Genomic DNA, 25,667 nt, shown 5'->3' with positions numbered 1-25,667 from the left:
GTCCGCTTCTAGCACACCCAGGTCCGTGCCCCTCGGCAGTGCCACAGCCGAAGAACCCGGCTTCTACATCGTTCCGAAAAGCACCACCCGCGAACAACTCGAAGCCGACCTGTTCACCCTGCGCGACGCGGCGGTGATGGGCAAATTCAAACTGCTCAATCCTTACCGGCACGAGGTCAAGGCCGGCTCGATGATTGTGCTGAGCGACCCCAGCAACTACCAGTGCACCCTTGAAGAAGCCCTGCTCATGGGCGTGGCGGCCAGGACCAATCAGATCCTCGAAACCCTCAGACCGGAAGAGGCGGATTTCATGGTGCAACACCGGGAGGTTATTCAGGACTTTTTGACTTATGGCTCGCAAACCATCGGTGTGGGGGCGAGTATTTTCAAGAACAACTTGGACAGCGTAGGCAATGCCTTGCGTGAGCTTGAGGCTCTGCAACAGACGACGCTGCAACGAGACGGGCATCTGCACTCGCCTGGTTTTTTTGCAGAGCGCCAGCGTTTGCTCGCACAGCTCAACAGCCATATGACGGCACTGACTCGTAAGGGAATTGGGTTTCCTCAACATATTAATTTGAAAAAAATGCTGGGCATCTCAAGCCAAAGTCTGGTCCACCACTGGGCCGGCGCCAGTCCCGCCGGGCAAATACCAGGTTATGCCACCCATCTTGAAGGTGTGTCGAAAGCTTCTAAATACATTCAGTACGGTGGTTGGCTCGGTACCGCCATTGGTGGCGGGGCGTCGGCCGCGAAGGTACAGGATGTGTGTGCTGCGGGAAATAGCGAAGCGTGTAGACATATCCGGCTTACTGAGTCAGGGAGTTTCACGGTAGGAGTGGCCGCTGGCGTGGCCACAGGCAGGATATTAACCGCGCCGGTAGTCGGAGCCCTGTGCGTTGCTCTGGGAGTCCCAACCGGCGGCGCTCTAACCCTTGCTTGCAGTATCGTTGCGGTTGGCGCTGGCTCAATTGCGGGGGGGATATTGGGAGAAATGAGTGGCGAGTTCATAGGCGAAGCGATTTACGAGTCGACCAAATGACTACTGCAGAAATAACTGCTGGCGGCTTGTGTGGCCTGGCGTTTGTATTTGTACTTGCCGGCAACTGCTATGCATTGCACTTGGGGTATGCGAAAAAAGAGTTGTTATTAGCGCATTTCATGAATAGCTCCCCAAGCATATCTAATTCTGTAAGCATACATAAAGGTTATTGGGGAAGGCTTCAGCTAGTGGGAAGCGCTTGCATGGTACTTACCTTCCCAGGTTTTTTTATTAAGCACGGCGTTCTAAGTGTGCAGGATTTTGAAGGTTTTCCCCGTTCACTAAAATGGAAATTAGTTATGTTGCAATGGAGTGTAGTTGTGTCATTTACTGTCATGACCTTACTAGTCGCATTATGGAAATCAGGAGCGCTCAAATAGCTGGTGAAGATTCGGTGGCGCCGCAGTTGGTTTTTTCTTATGCCACACGATGGAGGAAGCTCGCGCAGCTCAACAGCCATATGACGGCACTGACTCGCAAGGGAATTGGGTTTCCTCAACATATTAATCTGAAAAAAATGTTGGGCATCTCAAGCCAAAGTCTGGTCCACCACTGGGCCGGTGCCAGTCCCGCCGGGCAAGTACCAGAATATGCCACCCATCTTGAAGGTGTGTCGAAGGCTTCTAAATACGTTCAATACGGCGGTTGGCTGGGCACTGCTGTCGGCGGAGGTGCATCGGCCGTGAAGGTGCAGTAGGTATGTATGGCGGGAAATACCGAAGCATGCGAGCGAATCAGATTCACTGAGGCCGGTAACTTTGGTGGCGGAATCATGGGTGGTGCCGCCATAGGTGCGAAGTTATCAGCTGAGAACGCAAGAATGCTCTGCATTGCTCTCGGGGTCACTAATGGTGGTCTGGGCACCGGAGTATGCACTGCGGTTGCGGTTGCGGTTGCGGTAGGGACAGGGGCCTTGGTGGGAGGGGCATTAGGTAGCGGATTTGGAGAATGGTTGGGGGACGTTATCTATGAGGCAACGAGGTGACTAACGCAACGATGATAGTCGCTACCCTCGGTTGCTTAATATTCCTATTGCTCTTCGTTTGGCTAGTAGTGGCACTTCATATGGCCTACACCAAGGCGGATGTACTCTTTGGGCACCTGAAAAACAGCCCGGCAATTATCGTTCTCGCCTCGTCGCGACACGGAGGCCATGGGGACGGTTATGGATGCTCAGCAGCATTGCCCTTTACGTCTCGGCGCCAGGTAGATGTATCGAAAACGGAACTATCTGTGCTGAGGACATAGAGAACCTTCCAATGCCAATCAAACGCAAGCTGGTTTTCTTGTGGCAGAGCCTGTCATGGCTTGTGTGGGCACTGTTCTCCGCCTGGGCCATCGTGAAGATTTTTGACCTTTAATGGCAGCGTCAGGCAAGTGGACGATCCCGATTAGGCCGTCCACCTTCACTCATTGAATGTCTTTCAGATAATCCTTGAGCGCAACGAGCGGGGCATTCAGCAGCTCTATCGCCTGAATCCCGGCAAATTCCCCCACCAACCTCCCCAACTCCCGCCCCAACGGCTTCCCCACCCCTCCAACCGCCTCCAACGCCAACCCCACACATTCCCCCACCTTCACCTGAATCCCCGCCACATCCCCCCGTCGCACCAGCAACTCAAACACATCCCGCTGATAATCCCCCATCACCAGGTCATCGCGCAGAATCGGGCTCGAGCCTTCCGACTCGTAAGCCAGTTTCAGGGAGAAGAGGGCGACGGTTTCCAGGTGTTGTTCCATGGGGGGAATCCTTGATGAGTGTTTTACTGACCTAGGGAATGAAGAGAAAAAAGCATCGCCAGCATGCTGGCTCCTACAGATCGGTGGGGTGTCTGCCACTTTATCGCAGGCGAAAAAAAAGGCCTTGCTAAGCAAGACCTTTCTTGATTTTGGTGCCCCGAGGGAGACTCGAACTCCCACTCCTTTCGAAAACGGATTTTGAATCCGCCGCGTCTACCAATTCCGCCATCAGGGCAATGGCCGCGGAGTATAAAGATGAGATAACCGCTGGTCAATCAGGTACATGGAGAATTTTTGATATTTCCGCTAGACTTCCCGGCCCTGCTAGACGAACCCCATCATGCGCGTTGCTGACTTTACTTTCGAGCTTCCTGATTCGCTGATTGCCCGCCATCCATTGGCCGAGCGTCGCGGTAGTCGCCTGTTGACCCTGGATGGGGTCAGCGGCGCCCTGGCACACCGTCAATTCACTGATTTGCTGGAGCATTTGCGCCCTGGCGACTTGATGGTGTTCAACAATACCCGGGTGATTCCGGCGCGGCTGTTTGGCCAGAAGGCTTCCGGCGGCAAGCTGGAAATCCTGGTGGAGCGGGTGCTCGACAGTCATCGCGTGCTGGCCCATGTGCGTTCCAGCAAGTCGCCCAAGCCTGGGTCGAAGATTTTGATCGACGGCGGTGGCGAGGCCGAGATGCTGGCGCGTCACGATGCGTTGTTCGAGCTGGGCTTCACTGAAGAGGTGTTGCCACTGCTCGACCGCGTCGGGCACATGCCGTTGCCTCCTTATATAGACCGCCCGGATGAAGGCGCAGATCGCGAGCGTTATCAGACCGTCTACGCCCAGCGTCTGGGCGCGGTGGCGGCGCCGACGGCGGGGCTGCATTTTGACCAGGTGCTGATGGAGGCCATCGCGGCCAAGGGCGTCGAGACGGCGTTCGTGACCCTGCACGTGGGTGCCGGCACCTTCCAGCCGGTGCGCGTGGAGAAGATCGAAGATCACCACATGCACAGCGAATGGCTGGAAGTCGGCCAGGACGTGGTCGATGCCGTGGCCGCCTGCCGCGCTCGCGGTGGTCGTGTGGTGGCCGTGGGGACCACCAGCGTGCGTTCCCTGGAAAGCGCCGCCCGCGATGGCGTGCTCAAGCCGTTCAGTGGCGACACCGACATCTTCATCTACCCGGGCCGGCCGTTTCATGTGGTCGATGCCCTGGTCACCAACTTCCATTTGCCGGAATCCACCTTGTTGATGCTGGTCTCGGCCTTCGCCGGTTATCCCGAGACCATGGCCGCCTATAAGGCCGCCGTCGACAACGAGTACCGTTTTTTCAGCTACGGTGATGCGATGTTTATCACCCGTAACCCCGCACCACGTGGCCCAGAGGACAAAGAATGAGTCGCCAATGTCGTATGTCGTTTGAGTTGCTTGCTACTGACGGCAAGGCTCGTCGCGGTCGTTTGACCTTCCCCCGTGGCACCGTCGAGACCCCGGCCTTCATGCCGGTGGGCACTTACGGCACCGTCAAGGGCATGCTGCCGCGGGATATCGAGGCCACCGGCGCCGAAATCATTCTGGGCAACACCTTCCACCTGTGGCTGCGCCCGGGCACGGAAGTGATCAAGAAGCACGGCGACCTGCACGATTTCATGCAGTGGAAAGGCCCGATTCTGACTGACTCCGGTGGTTTCCAGGTGTTCAGCCTGGGCGCCATGCGCAAGATCAAGGAGGAGGGCGTGACCTTCGCCTCCCCGGTTGACGGCGCCAAGGTCTTCATGGGCCCGGAAGAGTCGATGCAGGTCCAGCGCGACCTGGGCTCGGACATCGTGATGATTTTCGACGAATGCACGCCGTACCCGGCTGACGAGGACGTGGCGCGCATTTCCATGGAACTGTCGCTGCGTTGGGCCCAGCGCTCGAAAAACGCCCACGGCGACAACACCGCCGCGCTGTTCGGTATCGTCCAGGGCGGCATGCACCAGGACCTGCGCATGCGCTCCCTGGAAGGCCTCGACAAGATCGGTTTTGACGGCCTAGCCATCGGCGGCCTGTCGGTGGGCGAGCCGAAACACGAGATGATCAAGGTGCTGGATTATCTGCCGGGCATGATGCCGGCTGACAAACCTCGTTACCTTATGGGCGTTGGCAAACCGGAAGACTTGGTTGAGGGTGTGCGCCGCGGTGTGGACATGTTCGATTGCGTGATGCCAACCCGTAATGCCCGCAATGGGCATCTGTTCATTGATACCGGCGTGCTGAAGATCCGTAACGCGTTCCATCGCCATGATGATTCGCCGCTCGATCCGACCTGCGATTGCTATACCTGCCAGAACTTCTCCCGCGCTTATCTGCATCACCTGGACAAGTGCGGCGAAATGCTGGGGAGCATGCTCAATACCATCCATAACTTGCGCCATTATCAAGTGCTTATGGCTGGTTTGCGCGAGGCTATTCAACAGGGTACATTGGCCGCCTTTGTCGATGCCTTCTACGCCAAACGCGGGTTACCTGTTCCGCCTTTGGACTGAGTTTTCTGACCCCAAGATTCAACATTTGCAACTGGAGTGCTAAATGAGCTTTTTTATCTCTAATGCCATGGCAGACGCTGCAGCCCCTGCGGCAGCTCCTATGGGCGGCGGCTTTGAGTGGATTTTCCTGGTCGGCTTCCTGGTCATCTTCTACCTGATGATCTGGCGTCCACAGGCCAAGCGCGCCAAAGAGCAGAAGAACCTGCTGAGCAGCCTGCAGAAGGGCGACGAAGTTGTGACCACTGGCGGCATCGCCGGCAAGATCACCAAAGTTGCAGACGATTTCGTCGTTCTGGAAGTTTCCGACACCGTCGAAATGAAATTCCAGAAAGGCGCCATCGCTGCCACGCTGCCAAAAGGCACGCTCAAAGCGATCTAAGTTTCAACTTCATACTCAATCGACGGGGCGCGCAAGGCGCCCCGCGTCATAAGCGGGCGGCGTGATGCTGAACAAATACCCTCTGTGGAAATACATTCTGATCCTGGCGGTGCTGGCGATCGGTCTGATTTATTCCGCTCCCAATCTTTACCCGGATGACCCGGCCATTCAGGTCAGCGGTGCAAGCACTGCGCTGCTGGTCAATCAGGGCGATCTGGATCGTGTAAGCACGGCGCTCAAGGAGTCCGGCATTGCCGTCAAGGCGGCGACGCTGACGACCGGCGGCAAGGGTGGTCTGATTCGCCTGGTCAAGGCTGAAGATCAACTGCCAGCCAAAGACGTTGTGCGCAAGGCGTTGGGTGATGACTACGTCGTTGCATTGAACCTGGCACAAACCACCCCGCAATGGCTGCGCAGCCTCGGCGCGCACCCGATGAAGCTGGGTCTGGACTTGTCCGGTGGTGTGCACTTCCTGCTGGAAGTGGACATGGACAAAGCCCTCGATGCCCGCCTGAAAGTCTACGAAGGCGACGTCAAGAGCCTGTTGCGTAAAGAGAAACTGCGCTATCGCAGCCTGCCGCAACTCAACGGTGCCATCCAGCTGGGCTTCTCTGATGAAGCGTCCCGCGAACAGGCCCGTGCACTGGTCCGCAAGAACTTCAACGATTTCGACATTGTACCGGCCGACCTCAATGGTCAACCGGTGCTGCGTCTGGCGATGACCCCGGCCAAGCTGGCGGAAATCCGTGAATACTCCATCAAGCAGAACTTGACCACGGTGCGTAACCGCGTCAACGAGCTGGGTGTTGCCGAGCCGATCGTTCAGCGTCAGGGCGCCAACCGCATCGTGGTTGAGCTGCCGGGCGTACAGGACACCGCAGAAGCCAAGCGTATCCTGGGCAAGACGGCCAACCTCGAGTTCCGTCTGGCCGCCGAGCCTGGTGCTTCGAAAGCTACTTCCGAGACCTTCGAGTTCCGTGAAGGCAAGCGTCCGCCGGCACAGATCGAGCGTGGCCTGATCATCACCGGTGACCAGGTGACTGACGCCAAGGCTGGCTTCGGCGAGCACGGCACCCCTGAAGTGAACATTCGTCTGGACGGTCACGGCGGCGAGCTGATGAACCGTGCCACCCGTTCGAACGTGGGTCGCAGCATGGCGGTGATCTTCATCGAGCAGCGTCCTGTGACCACCTACACCAAGCAATTGGTCGACGGTGTCGAGAAAGACGTGGCGGTGCAGACCTTCAAGGAAGAGAAGAAGATCATCAGCCTGGCGACCATTCAGTCGCCGCTGGGCGCGCAATTCCGCATCACCGGCCTGAACGGCCAGGGCGAATCCTCGGAACTGGCGCTGCTGCTGCGTGCCGGTGGTCTGGCCGCACCGATGTACTTCGCTGAAGAGCGCACCATTGGTCCAAGCCTGGGTGCCGACAACATCACCAAGGGTATCGATGCATCGCTGTGGGGCATGCTGTTCGTCTCGCTGTTCATCATCGCCATCTACCGCTTCTTCGGCATCATCGCCACCGTCGCTCTGGCGGTGAACATGGTGCTGCTGCTGGCGTTGATGTCGTTGCTGGGTGCAACGCTGACCCTGCCGGGTATCGCCGGTATCGTGTTGACCATGGGTATGGCGGTCGACGCCAACGTGCTGATCTTCTCGCGGATTCGTGAAGAGATCGCCGCGGGCATGACCGTGCAGCGTGCAATTAACGAAGGCTTCGGCCGGGCATTCACCGCGATTCTCGACGCCAACCTGACCACCTTGCTGGTCGGCGGCATCCTCTTTGCCATGGGCACCGGCCCGGTCAAGGGCTTCGCAGTGACCATGTCCCTCGGGATCTTTACCTCGATGTTCACGGCCATCATGGTGACCCGCGCGATGGTCAACCTGATCTTCGGCGGTCGTGACTTCAAGAAGTTGTGGATTTAAGGGGCTGCCATGTTACGTACAATCAACTTCATGGGCGTTCGCAACTTCGCGTTCGGCGTCACATTGTTCCTGACGGCACTGGCCATTTTCAGTGTCTTCCACAAGGGCATGAACTGGGGCCTGGACTTCACCGGCGGTACGCTCATCGAGCTGACCTACGAGCGTCCGGCCGACGTGACCAAGGTGCGTGAGCAGCTGGTGACTGCCGGTTATCACGAAGCCATCGTGCAGAACTTCGGTGCGACCACCGACCTGCTGGTGCGCATGCCTGGCGAAGACCCGCAACTGGGTCACCAGGTGGCTGAAGCGTTGCAGAAGGTCGGCGGCGACAACCCGGCCAACGTCAAGCGTGTCGAGTTCGTCGGCCCGCAGGTGGGTGAAGAACTGCGCGACCAGGGCGGCCTCGGCATGCTGATGGCGCTGGGCGGCATCCTGATCTACCTGGCTTTCCGCTTTCAGTGGAAGTTCGCGGTAGGTGCGATCGTTTCCCTGATCCACGACGTGATCGTGACCATCGGTATCCTGTCGTTCTTCCAGATCACCTTCGACCTGACGGTGCTGGCAGCGGTACTGGCGATCATCGGTTACTCGCTCAACGACACCATCGTCGTGTTCGACCGGGTGCGTGAGAACTTCCGTGTGCTGCGCAAGGCCAACCTGATCGAGAACATCAACATCTCGACCACGCAAACCCTGCTGCGGACCATGGCGACGTCGATCTCCACTTTGCTGGCGATCGCGGCCCTGCTGTTCTTCGGTGGCGACAACCTGTTCGGCTTCTCCATCGCCCTGTTCGTGGGTGTTCTGGCGGGTACCTACTCGTCGATCTACATCGCCAACGTGGTGCTGATCTGGCTGAACCTGAACTCCGAGGATCTGATTCCTCCGGCAGCGACCGAGAAGGAAATCGACGACCGTCCTTAACGGCCATCGCTTTCCCGGTTATCAGCCAAAAAAGGCGCGAGTTGAACTCGCGCCTTTTTTTGTGCTCCAAGGCTGGGAGAAGCGCGGGTTATTCCCGCATGTGATGGTCAGGAGGTTCATGTGAACAAGTCGATGCTGGTTGGTGCTGTACTGGGTGCTGTCGGTGTAACCGCCGGGGGCGCTGTGGCCACCTACAGCCTGGTCAAGAATAACGGCCCCGAGTACGCGCAAGTACTCGCCGTTGAGCCGGTCAAGACTCAAATCAAGACTCCACGTGAAGTGTGCAAGGACGTGGCAGTAACCCGGCAGGCGCCGGTGAAAGATCAACACCAGATCGCCGGTACGGTGGTCGGTGCGGTCGCCGGTGGTTTGCTCGGCAACATGGTCGGCGGCGGTAACGGCAAGAAACTGGCGACCGTCGCCGGTGCGGTGGGCGGCGGTTATGCCGGTAACAAGGTGCAGGAAGGCATGCAGGAGCGTGACACCTACACCACCACCCAGACCCGTTGCAACACGGTGAATGACATCAGCGACAAGGTCGTTGGCTACGACGTTCGCTACTCGCTGGACGGCAAGGAAGGCAAGGTGCGCATGGACCGTGATCCGGGCAATCAGATTCCGGTCGACAAGGAAGGCAAGCTGATCCTGTCCCAGGCTCAGCCGGGCCAGTGAGGCGCTGATACTCAAGCCTTGCAAGTAAAACAGCCCGTACGGAGTGATCCGCACGGGCTGTTTTTTGCCCGGGATCTGGCCCTAGGCCGCTTTTGCCTCGGGCTGGATCAAGGCCACCAGGGTCCAGCCTGGTCCGGGATTTATGGTGTTTTCCGGGGTGACGATGTGCACCCAGCCGCTGACGTCACGGACGAACAGCAAGGTCGCGCGGTCACCATGCAGGGCCCGGTAGTCGTCCCAGCCGAAACCGTCGGTCAGGGTGGTGCTGTAGATTTCCGAGCCCTGGCTCAGCTGGCTGGCCAGTTTGGCGTAGGTCAGGGCTTCGCTGCCCACCTGATTGCTGCGGTGTTCGAGGCTGGTGCGGTGTTTGTCGCTGCGCCGGCTTTCCTGGCCGCTGGCGAGGCCGAACATGCGTTGATGGCCGAACTCATGACGAAAACGCATCAAGGCCAGGGTGTTCATTTCGCCGGACGGCGACAGCGCCAGCAGATGGCCGATCCCCACCAGGTCCAGGTGCGCATCGGCGTGTTGTGAGGCCGGGTTGCCGAAATAGGTCGGCAAGCCTTCCATGCGCGCGGCGCGGATGTTTTCCCAGCTCGAATCGGTCAGCAGCACACGGCTGTCGAGGTTCTGCAGGGCCTTGCCCAGCGCCCGCGCCGGGCCGTTGGCGCCGATGATCAAATAGCCGCTGGGGGCGGGCTCGGCGACATTGAGCATTCGCGCCAGCGGGCGTGCCGTCGCGCTTTGCAGCACCACGGTGCCAATGATCACGGCAAAGGTCAGCGGCACCAGCAGCAGTGCACCTTCATGGCCGGCTTCATCCAGGCGAATGGCGAAGATCGCCGACACCGCCGCCGCCACGATGCCGCGAGGGGCGATCCACGCCAGTAGTGCCCGTTCGCGCCAGGTCAGCGTCGAGCCGGCGGTACAGATCAGCATGTTCAGCGGACGGGCAATCAGCTGGATGACCAGCAACAGAATCAGCACCAGCGGGCCGAGGCCGATCATGGCGTTGAGGTCGAGCCGGGCGGCCAGCAGGATGAACAGCCCGGAAATCAGCAGGACGCTGAGGTTTTCCTTGAAGTGCAGGATGTGCCGCACGTCCACGCCTTTCATGTTGGCCAGCCACATGCCCATCAGGGTCACGGCGAGCAAGCCGGATTCGTGGGTGACTTCGTTGGACGCGATGAAAATGCCCAGGACCGCAGCGAGGGCGGCCAGGTTGTGCAGGTACTCCGGCAGCCACTGGCGGCGAATCAGGATGCCGAGCAGCCAGCCACCGGCAATGCCGAACAGGCTGCCGCAGAGGATCACGCCGCCAAAGGTCAGCAGGCTTTCCTTGACCCCATGGCCTTCGGCACTGGCGATGATGAAGCTGTAGACCACCACGGCCAGCAGCGCGCCGATGGGGTCGATGACGATGCCTTCCCAGCGCAGGATGTTGGCAATCGAGGCTTTCGGCCGTACTACCCGCAGCATCGGCACGATCACCGTGGGGCCGGTCACCAGGGTCAGGCTGCCGAACAGGATCGCCAGCTTCCAGTCGAACCCGAGCAGCCAGTGAGTCGCCACCGCTATCACGACCCAGGTCACCAGGGCGCCGATGGTCACCAGTCGCCGCACCACGCTGCCGATCTCGCGCCACTCCGACAAATGCAGGGTCAGGCTGCCTTCGAACAGGATCAGCGCCACTGACAGGGACACCAGCGGCATCAGCAGTGGGCCGAACATTTCCTGCGGATCGAGCAGGTGCAGGCCGGGGCCGACGAGGATGCCGGTCAGCAGCAGAAACAGGATCGCCGGCAGTTTCAAACGCCAGGCCAGCCACTGGCACAGCAATGCCGCTGCCCCGATTCCGCCAATTGCCAATAAGATTTGCTGTTCGCTCATTGCTTGTCCTTGTTCCGTGAGAGGGCGGCCTGTGAAAGACTAGCGGTCGTTCGTTCAGTTCATGTTGATTTTTTCCAGGCAGCCCAAGGCTGCGCGATTCGAGTGCCCATGCCCGCTATTGATCACCCTTTGATAGACCAGTTTCTCGATGCCCTGTGGCTGGAGAAAGGGCTGTCCGATAACACCCGCGATGCCTACCGCAGCGACCTGGCCTTGTTCAACGGCTGGCTGCAGGAAAAAGGCCTGGAGTTGGCCAACGCCGGGCGCGAGTTGATTCTTGATCACCTGGCGTGGCGGCTGGAGCAGAACTACAAGCCGCGCTCCACGGCGCGATTTCTCTCCGGAGTGCGTGGCTTTTATCGCTATCTGCTGCGGGAAAAGCTGATCGCCGTCGACCCGACCTTGCGTGTGGACATGCCGCAGCTCGGGCGGCCATTGCCCAAGTCCTTGTCGGAGGCCGATGTAGAGGCACTGCTCAAGGCCCCGGACCTGAGCGAAGCCATCGGCCAGCGCGATCGCGCCATGCTCGAAGTGCTCTACGCCTGCGGCCTGCGGGTGACCGAGTTGATCAGCCTGACCCTGGAGCAGGTCAACCTGCGCCAGGGCGTGCTGCGGGTGATGGGCAAGGGCAGCAAGGAGCGCCTGGTGCCGATGGGCGAGGAGGCCATTGTCTGGGTCGAGCGTTACCTGCGCGATGGCCGCAGCGAACTGCTCGGCGGGCGGCCCAGCGATGTGCTGTTTCCCAGCCAGCGCGGCGAGCAGATGACCCGCCAGACCTTCTGGCACCGCATCAAGCACCAGGCCAAGGTGGCCGGGATCGGCAAGTCGCTGTCGCCGCACACCCTGCGCCATGCCTTTGCCACGCACCTGCTCAACCACGGTGCCGACCTGCGGGTGGTGCAGATGCTGCTCGGGCACAGTGACTTGTCGACCACGCAGATCTATACCCACGTGGCCCGGGCGCGCTTGCAGGATCTGCATGCCAAACACCATCCGCGTGGTTGACCCGAAAGACGTCTTTTGTGGCGACATAGACCTGTGGCGAGGGAGCTTGCTCCCGTTGGGGCGCGAAGCGGCCCGCAGCAAGCAACCTGTCACATCTATTTAGCAGTACTGACGACTGCTGCGCAACCGAACGGGAGCAAGCTCCCTCGCCACAAGGGTGTCTGCAATTACTGTCCCTGTGGTGTCTGGCGACAGGCGCATTCGGCCACGCCATTCTTATGTGGTAGGCTTGGCCGGTTTGCACGATGGGCGGTTATGACCCGGTGTTTCGGCACGGGCGTTCTGATCGTCCCATATGTTCGCCTTCAGGAGTTCTCATGCGTCTGACCCAGATTTTCGCCGCCGCAGCCATTGCGTTGGTCAGCACTTTTGCCATCGCCGACGATGCGGCGGACAAAGCCATCCGTAAGAGCCTGGAAAACCTCCAGCTCGAAGTCCCGGTGGAAACCATCACCGCCAGCCCGTTGCCGGGCCTGTACGAAGTCAAGCTCAAGGGCAGCCGCGTGCTCTACGCCAGCGCCGACGGCCAGTACGTGGTCCAGGGCTACCTGTTCGACCTCAAGGACGGCAAGCCGGTCAACCTGACCGAGAAAACCGAACGCCTGGGCATCTCCAAGCTGATCAATGACATTCCGGTCGCCGAAACCGTGGTCTACCCGGCCGTTGGCGAAACCAAGTCGCACATCACCGTCTTCACCGACACCACCTGCCCGTACTGCCACAAGCTGCACGCCGAAGTGCCTGAGCTGAACAAGCGCGGCATCGAAGTGCGTTACGTGGCGTTCCCGCGCCAGGGCCTGGGTTCGCCGGGTGACGAGCAGCTGCAAGCGGTGTGGTGCTCGAAAGACAAGAAAGCAGCCATGGACAAAATGGTCGATGGCAAGGAAATCAAGGCCGCCAAGTGCGATAACCCGGTTTCCAAGCAGTTCGCCCTCGGCCAGTCGATTGGCGTGAACGGTACACCGGCCATCGTTTTGGCTGACGGTCAGGTCATTCCGGGCTACCAGCCGGCGCCACAAGTCGCCAAACTGGCACTGAGCGCGAAGTAAATTCGTATCGTCACGGTCAGCCGGTGACGATCGTGGTCCGGCAGCAGCATCGCCGGGCCATCAATAGAGAACCGCGAGCACGCGGTTGTTTTCACGGCCGACCTCGAGTCGGCCGTTTTATGGGGAGTTCACAGTGAAACCGGTCAAAGTAGGCATCTGTGGGTTAGGAACCGTCGGTGGCGGTACCTTCAACGTACTTCAGCGCAACGCCGAGGAAATTGCTCGTCGTGCCGGGCGTGGGATCGAAGTGGCACAAATTGCCATGCGCACGCCAAAGCCTCAGTTCCAAACGACCGGTATTGCGATTACCAACGATGTCTTCGAAGTGGCCACGAACCCTGAGATCGACATCGTGATAGAGCTGATGGGCGGCTACACCGTTGCCCGCGAGCTGGTACTCAAGGCCATCGAGAATGGCAAGCATGTGGTCACCGCGAACAAGGCGCTTATCGCCGTTCACGGTAATGAAATTTTCGCCAAGGCGCGCGAGAAGGGCGTGATCGTTGCGTTCGAAGCGGCCGTGGCCGGTGGCATCCCGGTGATCAAGGCGATCCGTGAGGGACTGTCCGCCAACCGCATCAACTGGGTGGCCGGCATCATCAACGGCACCGGCAACTTCATCCTGACGGAAATGCGCGAGAAGGGTCGCACCTTCGAAGACGTATTGGCCGAAGCCCAGGCCCTGGGTTACGCCGAAGCCGACCCGACTTTCGACGTTGAAGGCATCGACGCAGCCCACAAGCTGACGATCCTGGCGTCCATCGCGTTCGGTATCCCGTTGCAGTTCGACAAGGCCTACACCGAAGGCATCACCAAGCTGACCACCGCCGACGTGAACTACGCCGAAGCGCTGGGCTATCGCATCAAGCACCTGGGCGTGGCGCGTAGCACCGCGGCCGGTATCGAGTTGCGTGTGCACCCGACGCTGATCCCGGCCGATCGCCTGATCGCCAACGTCAACGGCGTGATGAACGCGGTGATGGTCAACGGCGACGCCGCCGGTTCGACCCTGTTCTACGGCGCCGGCGCCGGCATGGAACCGACCGCTTCGTCGGTGATCGCCGACCTGGTGGACGTGGTTCGCGCCATGACCTCCGACCCGGAAAACCGTGTACCACACCTGGCCTTCCAGCCGGATTCGCTGTCGGCGCACCCGATCCTGCCGATCGAAGCCTGCGAAAGCGCCTACTACCTGCGCATCCAGGCCAAGGATCACCCGGGCGTGTTGGCACAGGTGGCCAGCATCCTCTCGGAGCGCGGCATCAACATCGAATCGATCATGCAGAAAGAAGCCGAAGAGCACGACGGTCTGGTGCCGATGATCCTGCTGACCCACCGTGTCCTGGAGCAGCACATCAACGACGCGATCGCCGCCCTGGAGTCCCTGGCGGGCGTGGTCGGTCCGGTTGTACGGATCCGCGTCGAGCACCTGAACTAAGCCGTTATCGTTCACCGGGCCAGCGTGCTGGCCCGGTACTGCGAACACTCTCCATTGGAGTCAGTCATGCGTTACATCAGTACCCGCGGCCAGGCACCGGCCCTGAATTTCGAAGACGTCCTGCTGGCTGGCCTTGCCACCGACGGCGGTCTGTACGTCCCGGAAAACCTGCCACGCTTCACCCAGGAAGAAATCGCCTCCTGGGCCGGCCTGCCGTATCACGAGCTGGCCTTCCGCGTGATGCGCCCGTTCGTCACCGGCAGCATCCCGGATGCCGATTTCAAGAAGATCCTCGAAGAAACCTACGGCGTGTTTGCCCACAGCGCCGTGGCCCCGCTGCGTCAGTTGAACGGCAACGAATGGGTGCTGGAGCTGTTCCACGGCCCGACCCTGGCGTTCAAGGACTTCGCCCTGCAACTGCTCGGTCGCCTGCTCGACTACGTGCTGGAAAAGCGCGGCGAGCGCGTGGTGATCGTCGGTGCGACCTCCGGTGACACCGGTTCGGCCGCCATCGAAGGCTGCAAGCACTGCGAAAACGTCGACATCTTCATCCTGCACCCGCACAACCGTGTGTCCGAAGTGCAGCGTAGGCAGATGACCACCATCTTCGGTGAGAACATCCACAACATCGCCATCGAAGGCAACTTCGATGACTGCCAGGAAATGGTCAAGGCGAGCTTCGCCGACCAGGGCTTCCTCAAGGGCACTCGCCTGGTGGCCGTGAACTCGATCAACTGGGCGCGGATCATGGCCCAGATCGTTTACTACTTCCACGCGGCCCTGCAACTGGGTGGCCCGGCGCGCTCGGTGGCCTTCTCGGTGCCGACCGGCAACTTCGGCGACATCTTCGCCGGTTACCTGGCGCGCAACATGGGCCTGCCGATCAACCAGTTGATCGTCGCCACCAACCGCAACGACATCCTGCACCGCTTCATGAGCGGCAACCAGTACGTCAAGGAAACCCTGCACGCCACGCTGTCGCCGTCGATGGACATCATGGTCTCGTCGAACTTCGAACGCCTGCTGTTCGACCTGCACGGTCGTAACGGCGCGGCGATTGCCGGGCTGATGGACAGCTTCAAGCAGGGCGGTGGTTTCAGCGTCGAGCAAGAGCGCTGGACTGAAGCCCGCAAGCTGTTCGACTCGCTGGCCGTGGATGATGCACAAACCTGCGAAACCATTGCCGAGGTGTACGAGCAGACCGGTGAAATCCTCGATCCGCACACCGCCATCGGCGTGAAAGCGGCTCGTGAGTGCCGTCGCAGCCTCGACATCCCGATGGTGATCCTGGGCACTGCCCACCCGGTGAAATTCCCGGATGCCGTGGAAAAGGCCGGTGTCGGCAAAGCCCTGGAGCTGCCCGTGCATCTGTCTGACCTGTTTGAACGCGACGAGCGTTGCACGGTATTGCCAAACGACCTGAAAGCCGTACAGGCCTTTGTCAACCAGCATGGCAACCGTGGTAAACCGCTGTAACGGTTGATAACGGCTACACGAAAAAGCCCGTCACTTGACGGGCTTTTTCTTTATTCAGGCCTCATCCCGCAACCTGTGGCGAGGGAGCTTGCTCCCGCTCGGGTGCGAAGCGCCCGCAGATTTTCAGGGCCGCTTCGCAGCCCAACGGGAGCAAGCTCCCTCGCCACAAGTGTGTGTCTCGTCCGGGAGCAAGCTCCCTCGCCACAAGTGTGTGTCTCGCCCGGGGGCAACGAACCCGACAAACGTGAGGTCGCGGTTTTTTCTCTGTCATCTTTGTTGTGCATGCTCAGACGACCGCAAGCGCAGGTAGATGCCTTCGGTATCCAGAACTTTCTTCTCGGGCCAGTGGTCATCTATATCAAGAACGCCTCAGGCACGTTGTTTCGGACTATTGAGTGGTGATCGGGATGGAAAGTATCAGTTTGTTGCTCGGTGAAGCGCTGAGCCCGTATCAAGTGTCTCTGACGCCGTCGGGCATCCGTGGCGAGTGTCGCGTGACCCTGAAGAACGCGATGGGGGAGGTTGTGGTCGAGCGAGAGTTCAACCAGGCCCAATTGAGTGACAAGCGCTTGTTGACCGATGTCGTCGACGGCTTGCATCGCGATGTACTGATTGCCGAGGGCCGACTGGAGCCCTGTGTCATCGCGGCATTGCGTAATGCCGCCCAGGACAAGCTGCTGGCCAGCCGCCGCTGAAAGGATTTTTGTGGGAACCTTCCTGCATTCACGTCAGTCAGACTTTGTAACAGCAGGATCAAGCATTGTGCTCCGGTGCTTGTAGCTTGCTGCTACGGGTCTATTGATGGACCACGTTTAACCCCGGGTCGTCTCCCCACTTCTCGGGGTTTCTTTTGCCCGCGATTTGTCAGGGATGCGCCTGATTGGCGAAAAACGCCCGGGTGTCCTGCAGATATTCCTCACGGCTTTGCGGGTCGATCCAGGCGGCATAGGCCTCATCGATGGACTCTCGCGGCAGGGTGCGCAGGACCTGGTTGATCTCCTCGATCGCCTGGTGGCCCGCCGGGGTATCGGTGCAGCCGATGTAGCCGGAGAGGTATTTGCTGGTGCCGCGAATCGGGTAGAACACCAGGTCGTCTTCGGCAATGCCTTGCAGTGAGGCCTGGTAGCGGATTTCCGGGCGATAGCCCAGCAGCAGACGTAGGCGCCCCAGGCGTTGCATTTGCAGGAGGCTGCCCAAGGCGTCGTTGCCATAGTGCGGGGTCAAGGCGTCGGGTGGTGCCTGTTTGAGCAGGGCGTCGAGGTATTCACCGTAATTGCGCTCGGCAACGATCCCCAGTTTTTCCGTGTCGCTGGCCAGCAGTGCAGCCAGGTCCACCTCGCCATCCTTGATGAAGGGCGCCAGCACTGGCTGATCGACGCGGCGTACCGCCAGGCCATTGCTCATGGCCCGAAAGACCGGAATGGAAAAAGCGATCCACTGTTCCCGCTCCTTGCTCCAGTTCAGCGCTGCGTCGCAGGTCAGGGAGGACTCGTGGAGCATCTGCAGGCCGCGCGCACGATTGACCCGCATGATGCTGTGCTGGTACTGCGGCATCCGGGCGATCAGCAAAGGCAGTAATTGATCGATGACGCCCTGACCTTTTTTCGGCCCGTCGAAAATGGTCAGGGGCGGCAGGTCGCGCTTGAGCCAGATCAGCGATTCCTTGGGGTGCGCCCAGGCCGACGGAGCGCGTCCCGAGAGCACAATGAAAACCGCCAATGCACACAACAACCACCCGCCGCGCAGCAGGCAGTGCTGGAAAGACCGTGCAGACAGGCGCCTCAGTTTAGATGGCCCCGTCTTTGCGCAGTTGCGCGATCTGCGACGCGTCATAGCCAAGTTCCTGGAGGACTTCTGCGTTGTGCTCGCCCAGTTGCGGCCCGACCCATTCACATTCACCGGGTGTCTCTGAGAGTTTCGGCACAATGCCCGGCATCTTGAAGTCTTTGCCGTCCGGAAGCTTGGCCTGCAGGAACATTTCCCGCGCCAGGTACTGTGGATCCTTGAACATGTCTTCGGCGCTGAAGATGCGGCTGGCCGGCACGTCGGCCTGATTGAGTTGCGCCAGTACCGTATCGAGCGGCAATGAATTCACCCAGCGGTCGATGACGCCGTAGAGTTCGTCACGACGGGCATCGCGGCCATCGTTGCTGGCCAGTTGCGGGTCATTGGCCAGATCGTCGCGGCCGATGATCTGCATGAAGCGCTTGAAGATCGCATCGCCATTAGCGCCGATCTGCACGTGCCTGCCGTCGGCACTGGTGTGGATCGAGGATGGCGTGATGCCCGGCATGATGTTGCCGGTGCGCTCGCGAATGAAACCGAACACGTCGAACTCCGGCACCATGCTTTCCATCATGGCGAAGATCGCTTCGTACAGGGCGACGTCCACCACTTGGCCCTGGCCGCCGTTGACTTCGCGGTGACGCAGGGCCATCAACGCGCCGATCACGCCCCACAAGGCGGCAATCGAGTCGCCGATGGAAATCCCGGTGCGCACCGGTGGCCGGTCTTCGAAGCCGGTGATGTAGCGCAGGCCGCCCATGGATTCACCGACGGCACCAAACCCCGGCTGGTCTTTCATCGGCCCGGTCTGACCGAAACCCGACAGGCGCACCATCACCAGTTTCGGGTTCAAGGCGTGCAGAACGTCCCAACCCAGGCCGAGTTTTTCCAGGACACCGGGGCGGAAGTTTTCGATCAGGATGTCGGCTTCGCCCAGCAACTGTTTGAGAATTGCCTGGCCTTCAGGGTGCTTGAGGTTGAGCGTCAGCGATTTTTTATTGCGCGCCTGGACGAACCACCAGAGCGAGGTGCCTTCATACAGCTTGCGCCATTTACGCAACGGATCGCCGCCGTCCGGGGACTCGATCTTGATCACATCAGCGCCGAATTCGGCGCAAATGCGTGAAGCAAAAGGGCCGGCAATCAGCGTGCCCAACTCAATGACTTTCAGACCGGACAACGGTTTGGCGGTGAACGACATACGGGATCCTGTAGGACGAGGCGTGGCGAATACAGCGTTTTAACATAGCCGACTGTCCGACGCTCCCGCTTGATGGTGTTCAATTCGATGATTGCCCGCCGCATCGGTTAGACTTGCCGCCTTTCCTCGTATCAAGAAGCCCGTTCATGGCCCAGCCGTCCACGACCTACAAGTTTGAATTGAACCTCACCGACCTCGACCGCAGCGTCTACGAGAGCGTGAAGCAGACAATCGCCCGCCACCCTTCGGAAACCGAAGAGCGCATGACCGTGCGCCTGCTGGCCTACGCCCTCTGGTACAACGAGCAACTGTCGTTTGGCCGTGGCCTGTCGGAAGTCGATGAGCCGGCCTTGTGGGAAAAAAGCCTGGATGACCGTGTCCTGCACTGGATCGAAGTCGGCCAGCCCGATGCCGAGCGCCTGACCTGGTGTTCGCGTCGCACCGAACGCACCAGCCTGCTGGCCTACGGCAGCTTGCGTGTGTGGGAAGGCAAAGTGGTGCCGGCGGTAAAAAACCTGAAGAACGTCAACATCGCCGCCGTGCCCCAGGAAGTCCTCGAGACCCTGGCCAAGGACATGCCGCGAGTGATCAAGTGGGACGTAATGATCAGCGAAGGAACGATCTTCGTCACCGACGACCGTGGCCAGCACGAAGTGCAGTTGACCTGGTTGCTCGGCGAGCGCGGCTGAGGCTGCGCATTACCTGATACCCCCCAATATCCAAGAGAAGCCCCCGTCACCCCATGCGCATCGAACCTCGCCAGCTACCTGACACCCTGCCATTTCTCGGTGATATTCCGCCGCTGCTGACCCGCTTGTATGCGGCTCGGGGTGTGTTGTCCGAGGCGGAACTGGACAAGAGTCTGGCGCGGCTGATTCCGTTCAAGCAGCTCAAGGGCATCGATGCCGCGGTTGAGTTGCTGGTGACCGCTCTCGAACAACGCCAGCGCATCCTGATCGTCGGCGACTTCGACGCCGACGGCGCCACGGCCAGTACTGTCGGCACCCTGGGGTTGCGTCTGCTGGGCGCGGCGCATGTCGATTATCTGGTGCCGAACCGCTTCGATTACGGCTACGGGCTGACCCCGGAAATCGTCGAAGTCGCCCTGACCCGCGACCCACAACTGTTGATCACCGTGGACAACGGCATCTCCAGCGTCGAAGGCGTGGCGGCGGCGAAGAAGGCCGGGCTCAAGGTGCTGGTCACCGATCACCACTTGCCCGGCGACGAACTGCCGCTGGCCGATGCCATCGTCAATCCGAACCAGCCCGGCTGCGAGTTCCCGAGCAAGGCCTTGGCCGGAGTCGGGGTGATTTTCTACGTGTTGATGGCCTTGCGCGCGCGTTTGCGTGAGCTGGGCTGGTACGCCAGCACGCCGCAACCGAACATCGGCGAGCTGCTCGATCTGGTGGCGCTGGGCAGCGTCGCCGACGTCGTGCCGCTGGACGCCAACAACCGGATTCTGGTGCACCAGGGCCTCGAGCGGATTCGCGCCGGACGCGCCCGGCCGGGGATCAAGGCGATCCTGGAAGTGGCCAAGCGTGACCATGCACGCATCACCTCGACTGATCTGGGCTTCATTGTCGGCCCGCGCCTGAACGCGGCCGGGCGCCTGGACGACATGAGCCTGGGTATCGAATGCCTGCTGACCGACGACGCCGCCACCGCGCGGGAAATGGCGGCGCAACTGGACGGCATGAACCAGGATCGCAAATCCATCGAGCAGGGCATGCAGCGTGAAGCGCTGGCACAGCTCAAGGATTTGCCGGTGGAGTCGATGCCGTTCGGTTTGTGCCTGTTCGACCCGGAGTGGCACCAGGGCGTAATCGGCATCCTCGCCTCGCGTATGAAAGAGCGCTATTTCCGCCCGACCATCGCCTTTGCCGATGCCGGTGATGGCCTGCTCAAGGGCTCGGGACGCTCGGTTCAGGGCTTTCATATCCGTGATGCCCTGAGCGTGGTCGCGGCACAGCATCCGAACCTGATCACCAAGTACGGTGGCCACGCCATGGCCGCGGGCCTGACGCTGCCGGAAGAGAATTTCCCCCTGTTCGCCGAAGCCTTTGACGCGGAAGTGCGCCGCCAGCTGCGCGAAGAGGACCTGACCGGGCGCCTGCTCTCGGACGGCACCCTGGCGGTGGAGGAGTTTCATCTGGAATTGGCCCGTGCCCTGCGCCATGCCGGTCCCTGGGGGCAGCACTTCCCGGAACCGCTGTTTCATGGCGTGTTCCAGCTGGTTGAACAGCGCGTTGTCGGTGAGCGGCACCTGAAAGTGGTGCTCAGAAGCGAATGTGGCTCGGTCAAGCTTGATGGCATTGCCTTCGGCATCGACCGCGACATCTGGCCGAACCCGACCATCAAGTGGGTCGAGCTGGCCTACAAGCTCGATCTCAACGAGTTTCGTGGCAACGAGACCGTGCAATTGATGATTGCCCACATCGAACCGCGATAGCGAGTTCAAACGTTTTTGTGGCGAGGGAGCTTGCTCCCGTTGGAGGGCGAAGCGCTCCCTCCATCATGGTTGATCATTCGATTTTCCGGGGCGGCTGCGCCACCCAACGGGAGCAAGCTCCCTCGCCACAGGGTGTGCGCCGATGTTTGTGTTTCATCCCGGAACCCTCCCTGATCCCCCGTTGTCGACTAGGCTCTAAACACTGCTTGATTGGCCTTGTGACGTCTTGTCGAATTTTTTTGCCCGCGGGGGCGGGTGCTGTACCTGTTTTCTGTCACTCGTCGACTTCTCAAACAGAACCCTGGAGCCTGCCCAACGAATAGAGAGGTGCCCCATGAGTCTGCTGCTTGAACCCTTTACCCTTCGCCAATTGATCCTGCCCAACCGCATTGCGGTCTCGCCGATGTGCCAGTATTCGAGCACCGACGGCCTGGCCAACGACTGGCACCTGGTCCACCTCGGCAGCCGCGCTGTAGGCGGGGCAGGGCTGGTGTTTACCGAAGCCACGGCCGTCACCGCCGATGGGCGAATCACCGATCAGGACCTTGGTCTGTGGAATGACGAGCAGATCGAACCCCTGCAACGCATCACCCGCTTCCTCACCGCCCAGGGCGCTATCGCCGGTATTCAACTGGCGCACGCCGGGCGCAAGGCCAGTACTCACAGGCCGTGGCTGGGCAAGCATGGCAGCGTCAAACCCGAGGACGGCGGCTGGCAGCCGGTCGGGCCGTCGCCCATCGCTTTCGATCCGCAACACACCCAACCCCGGCAACTCGACGAGGCGGACATCGCCAAGGTCATCGAGGCCTTCGTCGCGGCGGCAAAACGCTCGCTGACTGCCGGCTTCAAGGTCGTCGAGGTGCATGCGGCCCACGGTTATCTGCTGCATCAATTCCTCTCGCCATTGAGCAATCAGCGCCGTGACCAGTACGGTGGTTCCTTCGAAAACCGCATTCGGCTGGTGCTGCAGGTGACCGAGGCGGTGCGGGCGGTCTGGCCGCAAGAGCTGCCGGTGTTTGTTCGCGTCTCGGCGACTGACTGGGTGGAGGACGGCTGGAACCCGGATGAAACCGTGGAGCTGGCGCGGCGTCTCAAGGCGCTCGGCGTGGACCTGATCGATGTGTCATCAGGCGGTACCGCGGTGAATGCCGAGATTCCCACAGGGCCGGGCTACCAGACGCGTTTCGCCGAACGGGTGCGCAAAGAGTCCGGCATTGCCACCGGTACCGTGGGCATGATCACCGAGCCGGCCCAGGCCGAGCACATTCTGCGCACCTGCCAGGCCGATATCATTTTCCTCGCCCGAGAACTGCTGCGTGACCCTTACTGGCCGTTGCACGCAGACGACGATCTGGGCGGGCGCAAAGCGGTGTGGCCGGCGCAGTATCAGCGGGCAACCCATCGTGACCAGCCGATTCACGAGTCCGATTTGCGCGATTGAAACCCGGCAACAAAAAAAGCCCCTGAGGCGTGAGCGTCAGGGGCTTTCGTTTAGGCGCTGTATCGATCAGGCCGCTTCGATCTTGCGGCGATTCTGCTCGACCTTGTTCAGGTATTCCGTGAGTTTTTCCTGCTCTGCTACCGTGGTGAACAGGCCCAGTTTGCTGCGACGCCACAGGATGTCGTGGGCGCTGGTTGCCCATTCATCGCTGCACAAGTAGTCGACTTCGCGGGTGTAGAGCCCGCCGCCGATGTGCTCACCCAGATCGCTGAGGTTCTGCACGCCTTCGAGCATGCGCCAGGTGCGGCTGCCGTAGGTGGTGGCCCAGCGGCGGGCGATTTCACTGGGGACCCAGTCGAACTTGTCGCGGATCAGTGCGCTCAAGGCCTGTGGGGTGGTCATGTCCTCGCCGCCAGGCAAAGTGGCGGTGGCGGTCCAGCCCGGCCGCATCTGGGTGAAGTACGGTGCCAGTTGCGCCAGTGCCGATTCGGCCAGCTTGCGGTAGGTGGTGAGCTTGCCGCCGAACACCGACAACAAGGGTGCCTCTTCGCCACTGCCGGACAGCGCCAGGGTGTAGTCGCGGGTCACGGCGGACGGGTTGTCGGACTCGTCGTTGCACAGCGGACGTACGCCCGAGTAGCTGTGCAGGATGTCGTCGCGGCTGATCTGTTTCTTGAAGTGAGCGTTGACCACCTTCAGCAGGTAATCGGTTTCGCCGTCGGTGATCGCCACTTTCGCCGGATCGCCGGTGTACTCGCGATCAGTAGTGCCAATCAGGGTGAAATGGTTCAGGTACGGAATGGTGAAGACGATGCGCTGATCTTCGTTTTGCAGAATGTGCGCATGTTCGCCTTCGTACAGCTTCGGCACGATCAGGTGGCTGCCCTGGATCAGGCGAATGCCGTAGGGCGACTCCATCTTCAGGTCATCGCGAATGAACTTGGCGACCCACGGGCCGGCTGCGTTGACCAGTGCCTTGGCGCTGATGGAAAACAGGCTGCCGTCGGCACGTTCCAGGTTCAGTTGCCACATGCCCTTGGCGCGACGCGCGCTGACGCAACGGGTTTGGGTATGCACGTGGGCGCCTTTTTCCCGGGCGGCCATGGCGTTCAGCACCACCAGGCGCGCATCGTCGACCCAGCAGTCGGAGTATTCGAAGCCCTTGGTTATTTCGCTTTTCAGGGCACTGTCTGCGCCGAACTTGAGGCTGCGCGAACCCGCGAGTTTTTCCCGCTTGCCGAGGTTGTCGTAGAGAAACAGCCCGGCCCGGATCATCCACGCCGGACGCAGGTGCGGGCGGTGCGGCAGCACGAAACGCATCGGCTTGACGATGTGCGGGGCCTTGGCCAGCAGCACTTCACGCTCGGCCAGGGCTTCGCGCACCAGGCGGAACTCGTAATGTTCGAGGTAGCGCAGGCCACCGTGGATCAACTTACTGCTGGCCGACGAGGTATGGCTGGCCAGATCGTCCTTTTCGCAAAGGAACACCGAGAGGCCACGACCGGCGGCATCCGCTGCGATCCCCACGCCATTGATCCCGCCACCGATGACGGCGATATCGTAGACCTCGGCAAGAGGGGGCGTGGGCAAGGTAGAAGTGGGCATCGGCAAGGCCTCGGGGCTTTTTGAATTTTCGTATTTGAATTCGAACATAAATGTTCATTTGCGAAAATGGTAGCCGATAAACAGACGCGCAGCCAGTCGCATTCGATTGAAAAAACTCATCGAATGGGGGTTAAAAGAAAATTTGCGAACATTGGAATTGGCGGTTGGATTGTTTTGTGGCGAGGGAGCTTGCTCCCGCTGGGCTGCGAAGCAGCCCTGAAACCGGTTGTCCCATGACTACAGTGTTAGTCCTGAATTGCGCCTGCTGCGCAGTCGAACGGGAGCAAGCTCCCTCGCCACGGGGAGCGTCGTATTCGAAAGGGTTAAACGACTTCCAAACGAACCTTGTGCTGGCTCAGCAGTTGCGACAACGCCGGTGAAGGCTGCTGATCGGTGACCAGGCAATCGACCAGGCTGATCGGCCCCAGGCGAATCATGGCATTGCGCCCGAATTTGCTCGAGTCGGCGGCGAGTATCACTTGCCGGGCGTTGGCGATGATGGCCTGGGACACCCGCACTTCCTGGTAATCGAAGTCCAGCAGGCTGCCGTCTTCATCGATGCCGCTGATGCCGACCAGGGCGAAATCGACCTTGAACTGGTTGATGAAATCGACACTGGCCTGACCGACCACGCCGCCATCGCGACGCACGTTGCCGCCAGTGAGCAGCACATCGAAATCGTCTTTGGCGCTGAGCATCGACGCCACGTGCAGATTGTTGGTGATGATCTTCAGGTGACTGTGATTGAGCAGCGCCCGGGCAATGGATTCGGTGGTGGTGCCGATGTTGATGAACAACGAGGCATGATCGGGAATCTGCGCGGCAATGGCTTCGCCGATACGCTGTTTTTCATCGCGCATTTGATCGGCGCGCATGGCGTAGGCCGTGTTTTCGACACTGGAATCGTAGGCGGCGCCGCCGTGGTATCGGCGTAGCAAATTGGCTTCCGCGAGCTGATTGATATCGCGGCGGATGGTCTGCGGGGTAACAACGAACAGCGTGGCCATTTCCTCGATGCTGACGTAGCCGCGTTCACGGACCAGTTCGAGGATTTGCTGCTGACGGGGAGGCAGATTCATGGGGCGTCCTTTGGGCTGCCGTGCAAAATTTGCCCA

At 60.4% G+C, this 25,667-nt stretch carries 23 protein-coding genes and 1 tRNA gene; 17 read left to right on the top strand and 7 right to left on the bottom strand.

Annotated elements, in window-relative coordinates:
- From EIY72_RS02530 to EIY72_RS30020, 3 genes are all read left to right on the top strand, one after another.
- The coding region (locus EIY72_RS02530; RefSeq protein ID WP_132680100.1) for a PAAR domain-containing protein at positions 1-1,042 on the top strand (1,042 nt) is incomplete at its 5' end.
- Positions 1,039-1,422 (top strand): hypothetical protein, encoded by a 384-nt coding sequence (locus tag EIY72_RS02525; protein ID WP_132680099.1) that lies wholly within the window; start codon positions 1,039-1,041, stop codon positions 1,420-1,422. The genes EIY72_RS02530 and EIY72_RS02525, both read left to right, overlap by 4 nt.
- A 14-nt stretch (positions 1,423-1,436) precedes the next feature.
- Complete coding sequence (locus tag EIY72_RS30020) at positions 1,437-1,739, top strand: hypothetical protein (protein WP_197678805.1); 303 nt, start codon at positions 1,437-1,439, stop codon at positions 1,737-1,739.
- 713 nt (positions 1,740-2,452) lie between these two features.
- On the opposite strand, the gene EIY72_RS02515 is transcribed toward EIY72_RS30020, so the two are convergent.
- A complete protein-coding gene (locus EIY72_RS02515; protein ID WP_093226565.1) occupies positions 2,453-2,782 on the bottom strand; it encodes a hypothetical protein in 330 nt (109 codons plus the stop codon).
- A gap of 150 nt (positions 2,783-2,932) precedes the next feature.
- A tRNA-Leu gene (locus tag EIY72_RS02510) sits at positions 2,933-3,017 on the bottom strand.
- A 105-nt stretch (positions 3,018-3,122) separates the two neighbouring features.
- Between EIY72_RS02510 and queA the strand changes: the two genes are divergently transcribed.
- The 6 genes from queA (at position 3,123) to EIY72_RS02480 (ending at position 9,210) form a co-directional block, all read left to right on the top strand.
- Positions 3,123-4,172 (top strand): tRNA preQ1(34) S-adenosylmethionine ribosyltransferase-isomerase QueA, encoded by a 1,050-nt coding sequence (gene queA / locus EIY72_RS02505; protein WP_093226563.1) that lies wholly within the window; start codon positions 3,123-3,125, stop codon positions 4,170-4,172.
- Positions 4,173-4,186: 14 nt separating this feature from the next.
- Positions 4,187-5,302 carry a tRNA guanosine(34) transglycosylase Tgt gene (gene tgt, locus EIY72_RS02500; RefSeq protein ID WP_162250580.1) on the top strand — a complete coding sequence of 372 codons (1,116 nt, stop codon included), beginning with the start codon at positions 4,187-4,189 and terminating at the stop codon, positions 5,300-5,302.
- Positions 5,303-5,345: 43 nt separating this feature from the next.
- Positions 5,346-5,681: a preprotein translocase subunit YajC gene (gene yajC, locus EIY72_RS02495; protein WP_007956696.1), complete on the top strand. Its 336-nt coding sequence runs from the start codon at positions 5,346-5,348 to the stop codon at positions 5,679-5,681.
- A 64-nt stretch (positions 5,682-5,745) separates the two neighbouring features.
- Entirely contained in the window at positions 5,746-7,614 is a 1,869-nt protein-coding gene (secD, locus tag EIY72_RS02490) for a protein translocase subunit SecD (protein WP_093226558.1), read from the top strand.
- A 9-nt stretch (positions 7,615-7,623) separates the two neighbouring features.
- Entirely contained in the window at positions 7,624-8,538 is a 915-nt protein-coding gene (gene secF / locus EIY72_RS02485) for a protein translocase subunit SecF (protein WP_093226556.1), read from the top strand.
- A 120-nt stretch (positions 8,539-8,658) separates the two neighbouring features.
- The gene (locus EIY72_RS02480; protein WP_093226554.1) at positions 8,659-9,210 is read left to right on the top strand and encodes a glycine zipper 2TM domain-containing protein; all 552 of its coding nucleotides are present in this window, start codon (positions 8,659-8,661) and stop codon (positions 9,208-9,210) included.
- A gap of 81 nt (positions 9,211-9,291) precedes the next feature.
- Here the strand turns inward: EIY72_RS02480 and EIY72_RS02475 are convergent, their stop codons facing one another.
- Positions 9,292-11,100: a cation:proton antiporter gene (locus EIY72_RS02475; protein WP_093226551.1), complete on the bottom strand. Its 1,809-nt coding sequence runs from the start codon at positions 11,098-11,100 to the stop codon at positions 9,292-9,294.
- Between the two features lie 108 nt (positions 11,101-11,208).
- On the opposite strand from EIY72_RS02475, the gene xerD reads away from it, so the two are divergent.
- The 5 genes from xerD (at position 11,209) to EIY72_RS02450 (ending at position 16,763) form a co-directional block, all read left to right on the top strand.
- Positions 11,209-12,105, top strand: coding sequence for a site-specific tyrosine recombinase XerD (gene xerD, locus EIY72_RS02470; protein ID WP_093226548.1), 897 nt, complete (start codon positions 11,209-11,211; stop codon positions 12,103-12,105).
- A gap of 317 nt (positions 12,106-12,422) precedes the next feature.
- Positions 12,423-13,154: a bifunctional protein-disulfide isomerase/oxidoreductase DsbC gene (dsbC, locus tag EIY72_RS02465; RefSeq protein ID WP_093226545.1), complete on the top strand. Its 732-nt coding sequence runs from the start codon at positions 12,423-12,425 to the stop codon at positions 13,152-13,154.
- Between the two features lie 133 nt (positions 13,155-13,287).
- On the top strand, positions 13,288-14,592 hold the full coding sequence (locus EIY72_RS02460; protein WP_093226542.1) for a homoserine dehydrogenase: 1,305 nt from the start codon (positions 13,288-13,290) through the stop codon (positions 14,590-14,592).
- 66 nt (positions 14,593-14,658) lie between these two features.
- Positions 14,659-16,068: a threonine synthase gene (thrC, locus tag EIY72_RS02455; RefSeq protein WP_093226540.1), complete on the top strand. Its 1,410-nt coding sequence runs from the start codon at positions 14,659-14,661 to the stop codon at positions 16,066-16,068.
- Between the two features lie 407 nt (positions 16,069-16,475).
- Positions 16,476-16,763 (top strand): DUF3509 domain-containing protein, encoded by a 288-nt coding sequence (locus EIY72_RS02450; protein ID WP_093226537.1) that lies wholly within the window; start codon positions 16,476-16,478, stop codon positions 16,761-16,763.
- Positions 16,764-16,932: 169 nt separating this feature from the next.
- On the opposite strand, the gene EIY72_RS02445 is transcribed toward EIY72_RS02450, so the two are convergent.
- Together EIY72_RS02445 and EIY72_RS02440 are read right to left on the bottom strand one after the other, a co-directional pair.
- Positions 16,933-17,901, bottom strand: coding sequence for a TIGR02285 family protein (locus EIY72_RS02445; protein WP_093226534.1), 969 nt, complete (start codon positions 17,899-17,901; stop codon positions 16,933-16,935).
- Complete coding sequence (locus EIY72_RS02440; protein WP_093226531.1) at positions 17,855-19,054, bottom strand: CaiB/BaiF CoA transferase family protein; 1,200 nt, start codon at positions 19,052-19,054, stop codon at positions 17,855-17,857. Before EIY72_RS02440 ends, EIY72_RS02445 begins: the two co-directional genes overlap by 47 nt.
- A gap of 146 nt (positions 19,055-19,200) precedes the next feature.
- Between EIY72_RS02440 and EIY72_RS02435 the strand changes: the two genes are divergently transcribed.
- The 3 genes from EIY72_RS02435 (at position 19,201) to EIY72_RS02425 (ending at position 22,947) form a co-directional block, all read left to right on the top strand.
- Positions 19,201-19,743 carry a YaeQ family protein gene (locus tag EIY72_RS02435; RefSeq protein WP_056853617.1) on the top strand — a complete coding sequence of 181 codons (543 nt, stop codon included), beginning with the start codon at positions 19,201-19,203 and terminating at the stop codon, positions 19,741-19,743.
- A 53-nt stretch (positions 19,744-19,796) separates the two neighbouring features.
- Positions 19,797-21,506: a single-stranded-DNA-specific exonuclease RecJ gene (gene recJ, locus EIY72_RS02430; protein ID WP_093226528.1), complete on the top strand. Its 1,710-nt coding sequence runs from the start codon at positions 19,797-19,799 to the stop codon at positions 21,504-21,506.
- A 334-nt stretch (positions 21,507-21,840) separates the two neighbouring features.
- Positions 21,841-22,947, top strand: a complete 1,107-nt coding sequence (locus EIY72_RS02425) for an NADH:flavin oxidoreductase/NADH oxidase (RefSeq protein ID WP_093226525.1) — start codon at positions 21,841-21,843, stop codon at positions 22,945-22,947.
- Positions 22,948-23,013: 66 nt separating this feature from the next.
- Here the strand turns inward: EIY72_RS02425 and glpD are convergent, their stop codons facing one another.
- Together glpD and EIY72_RS02415 are read right to left on the bottom strand one after the other, a co-directional pair.
- The gene (gene glpD / locus EIY72_RS02420) at positions 23,014-24,552 is read right to left on the bottom strand and encodes a glycerol-3-phosphate dehydrogenase (protein WP_093230723.1); all 1,539 of its coding nucleotides are present in this window, start codon (positions 24,550-24,552) and stop codon (positions 23,014-23,016) included.
- A 323-nt stretch (positions 24,553-24,875) separates the two neighbouring features.
- On the bottom strand, positions 24,876-25,631 hold the full coding sequence (locus EIY72_RS02415) for a DeoR/GlpR family transcriptional regulator (RefSeq protein WP_093226522.1): 756 nt from the start codon (positions 25,629-25,631) through the stop codon (positions 24,876-24,878).
- Positions 25,632-25,667 lie beyond the last annotated feature (36 nt).

This window comes from Pseudomonas vancouverensis (assembly GCF_004348895.1).
GTDB classification, from domain to species: domain Bacteria; phylum Pseudomonadota; class Gammaproteobacteria; order Pseudomonadales; family Pseudomonadaceae; genus Aquipseudomonas; species Aquipseudomonas vancouverensis.
Note: the sequence above shows the minus strand (reverse complement) of the source record. Positions and strands in the feature narration are given on the sequence as shown.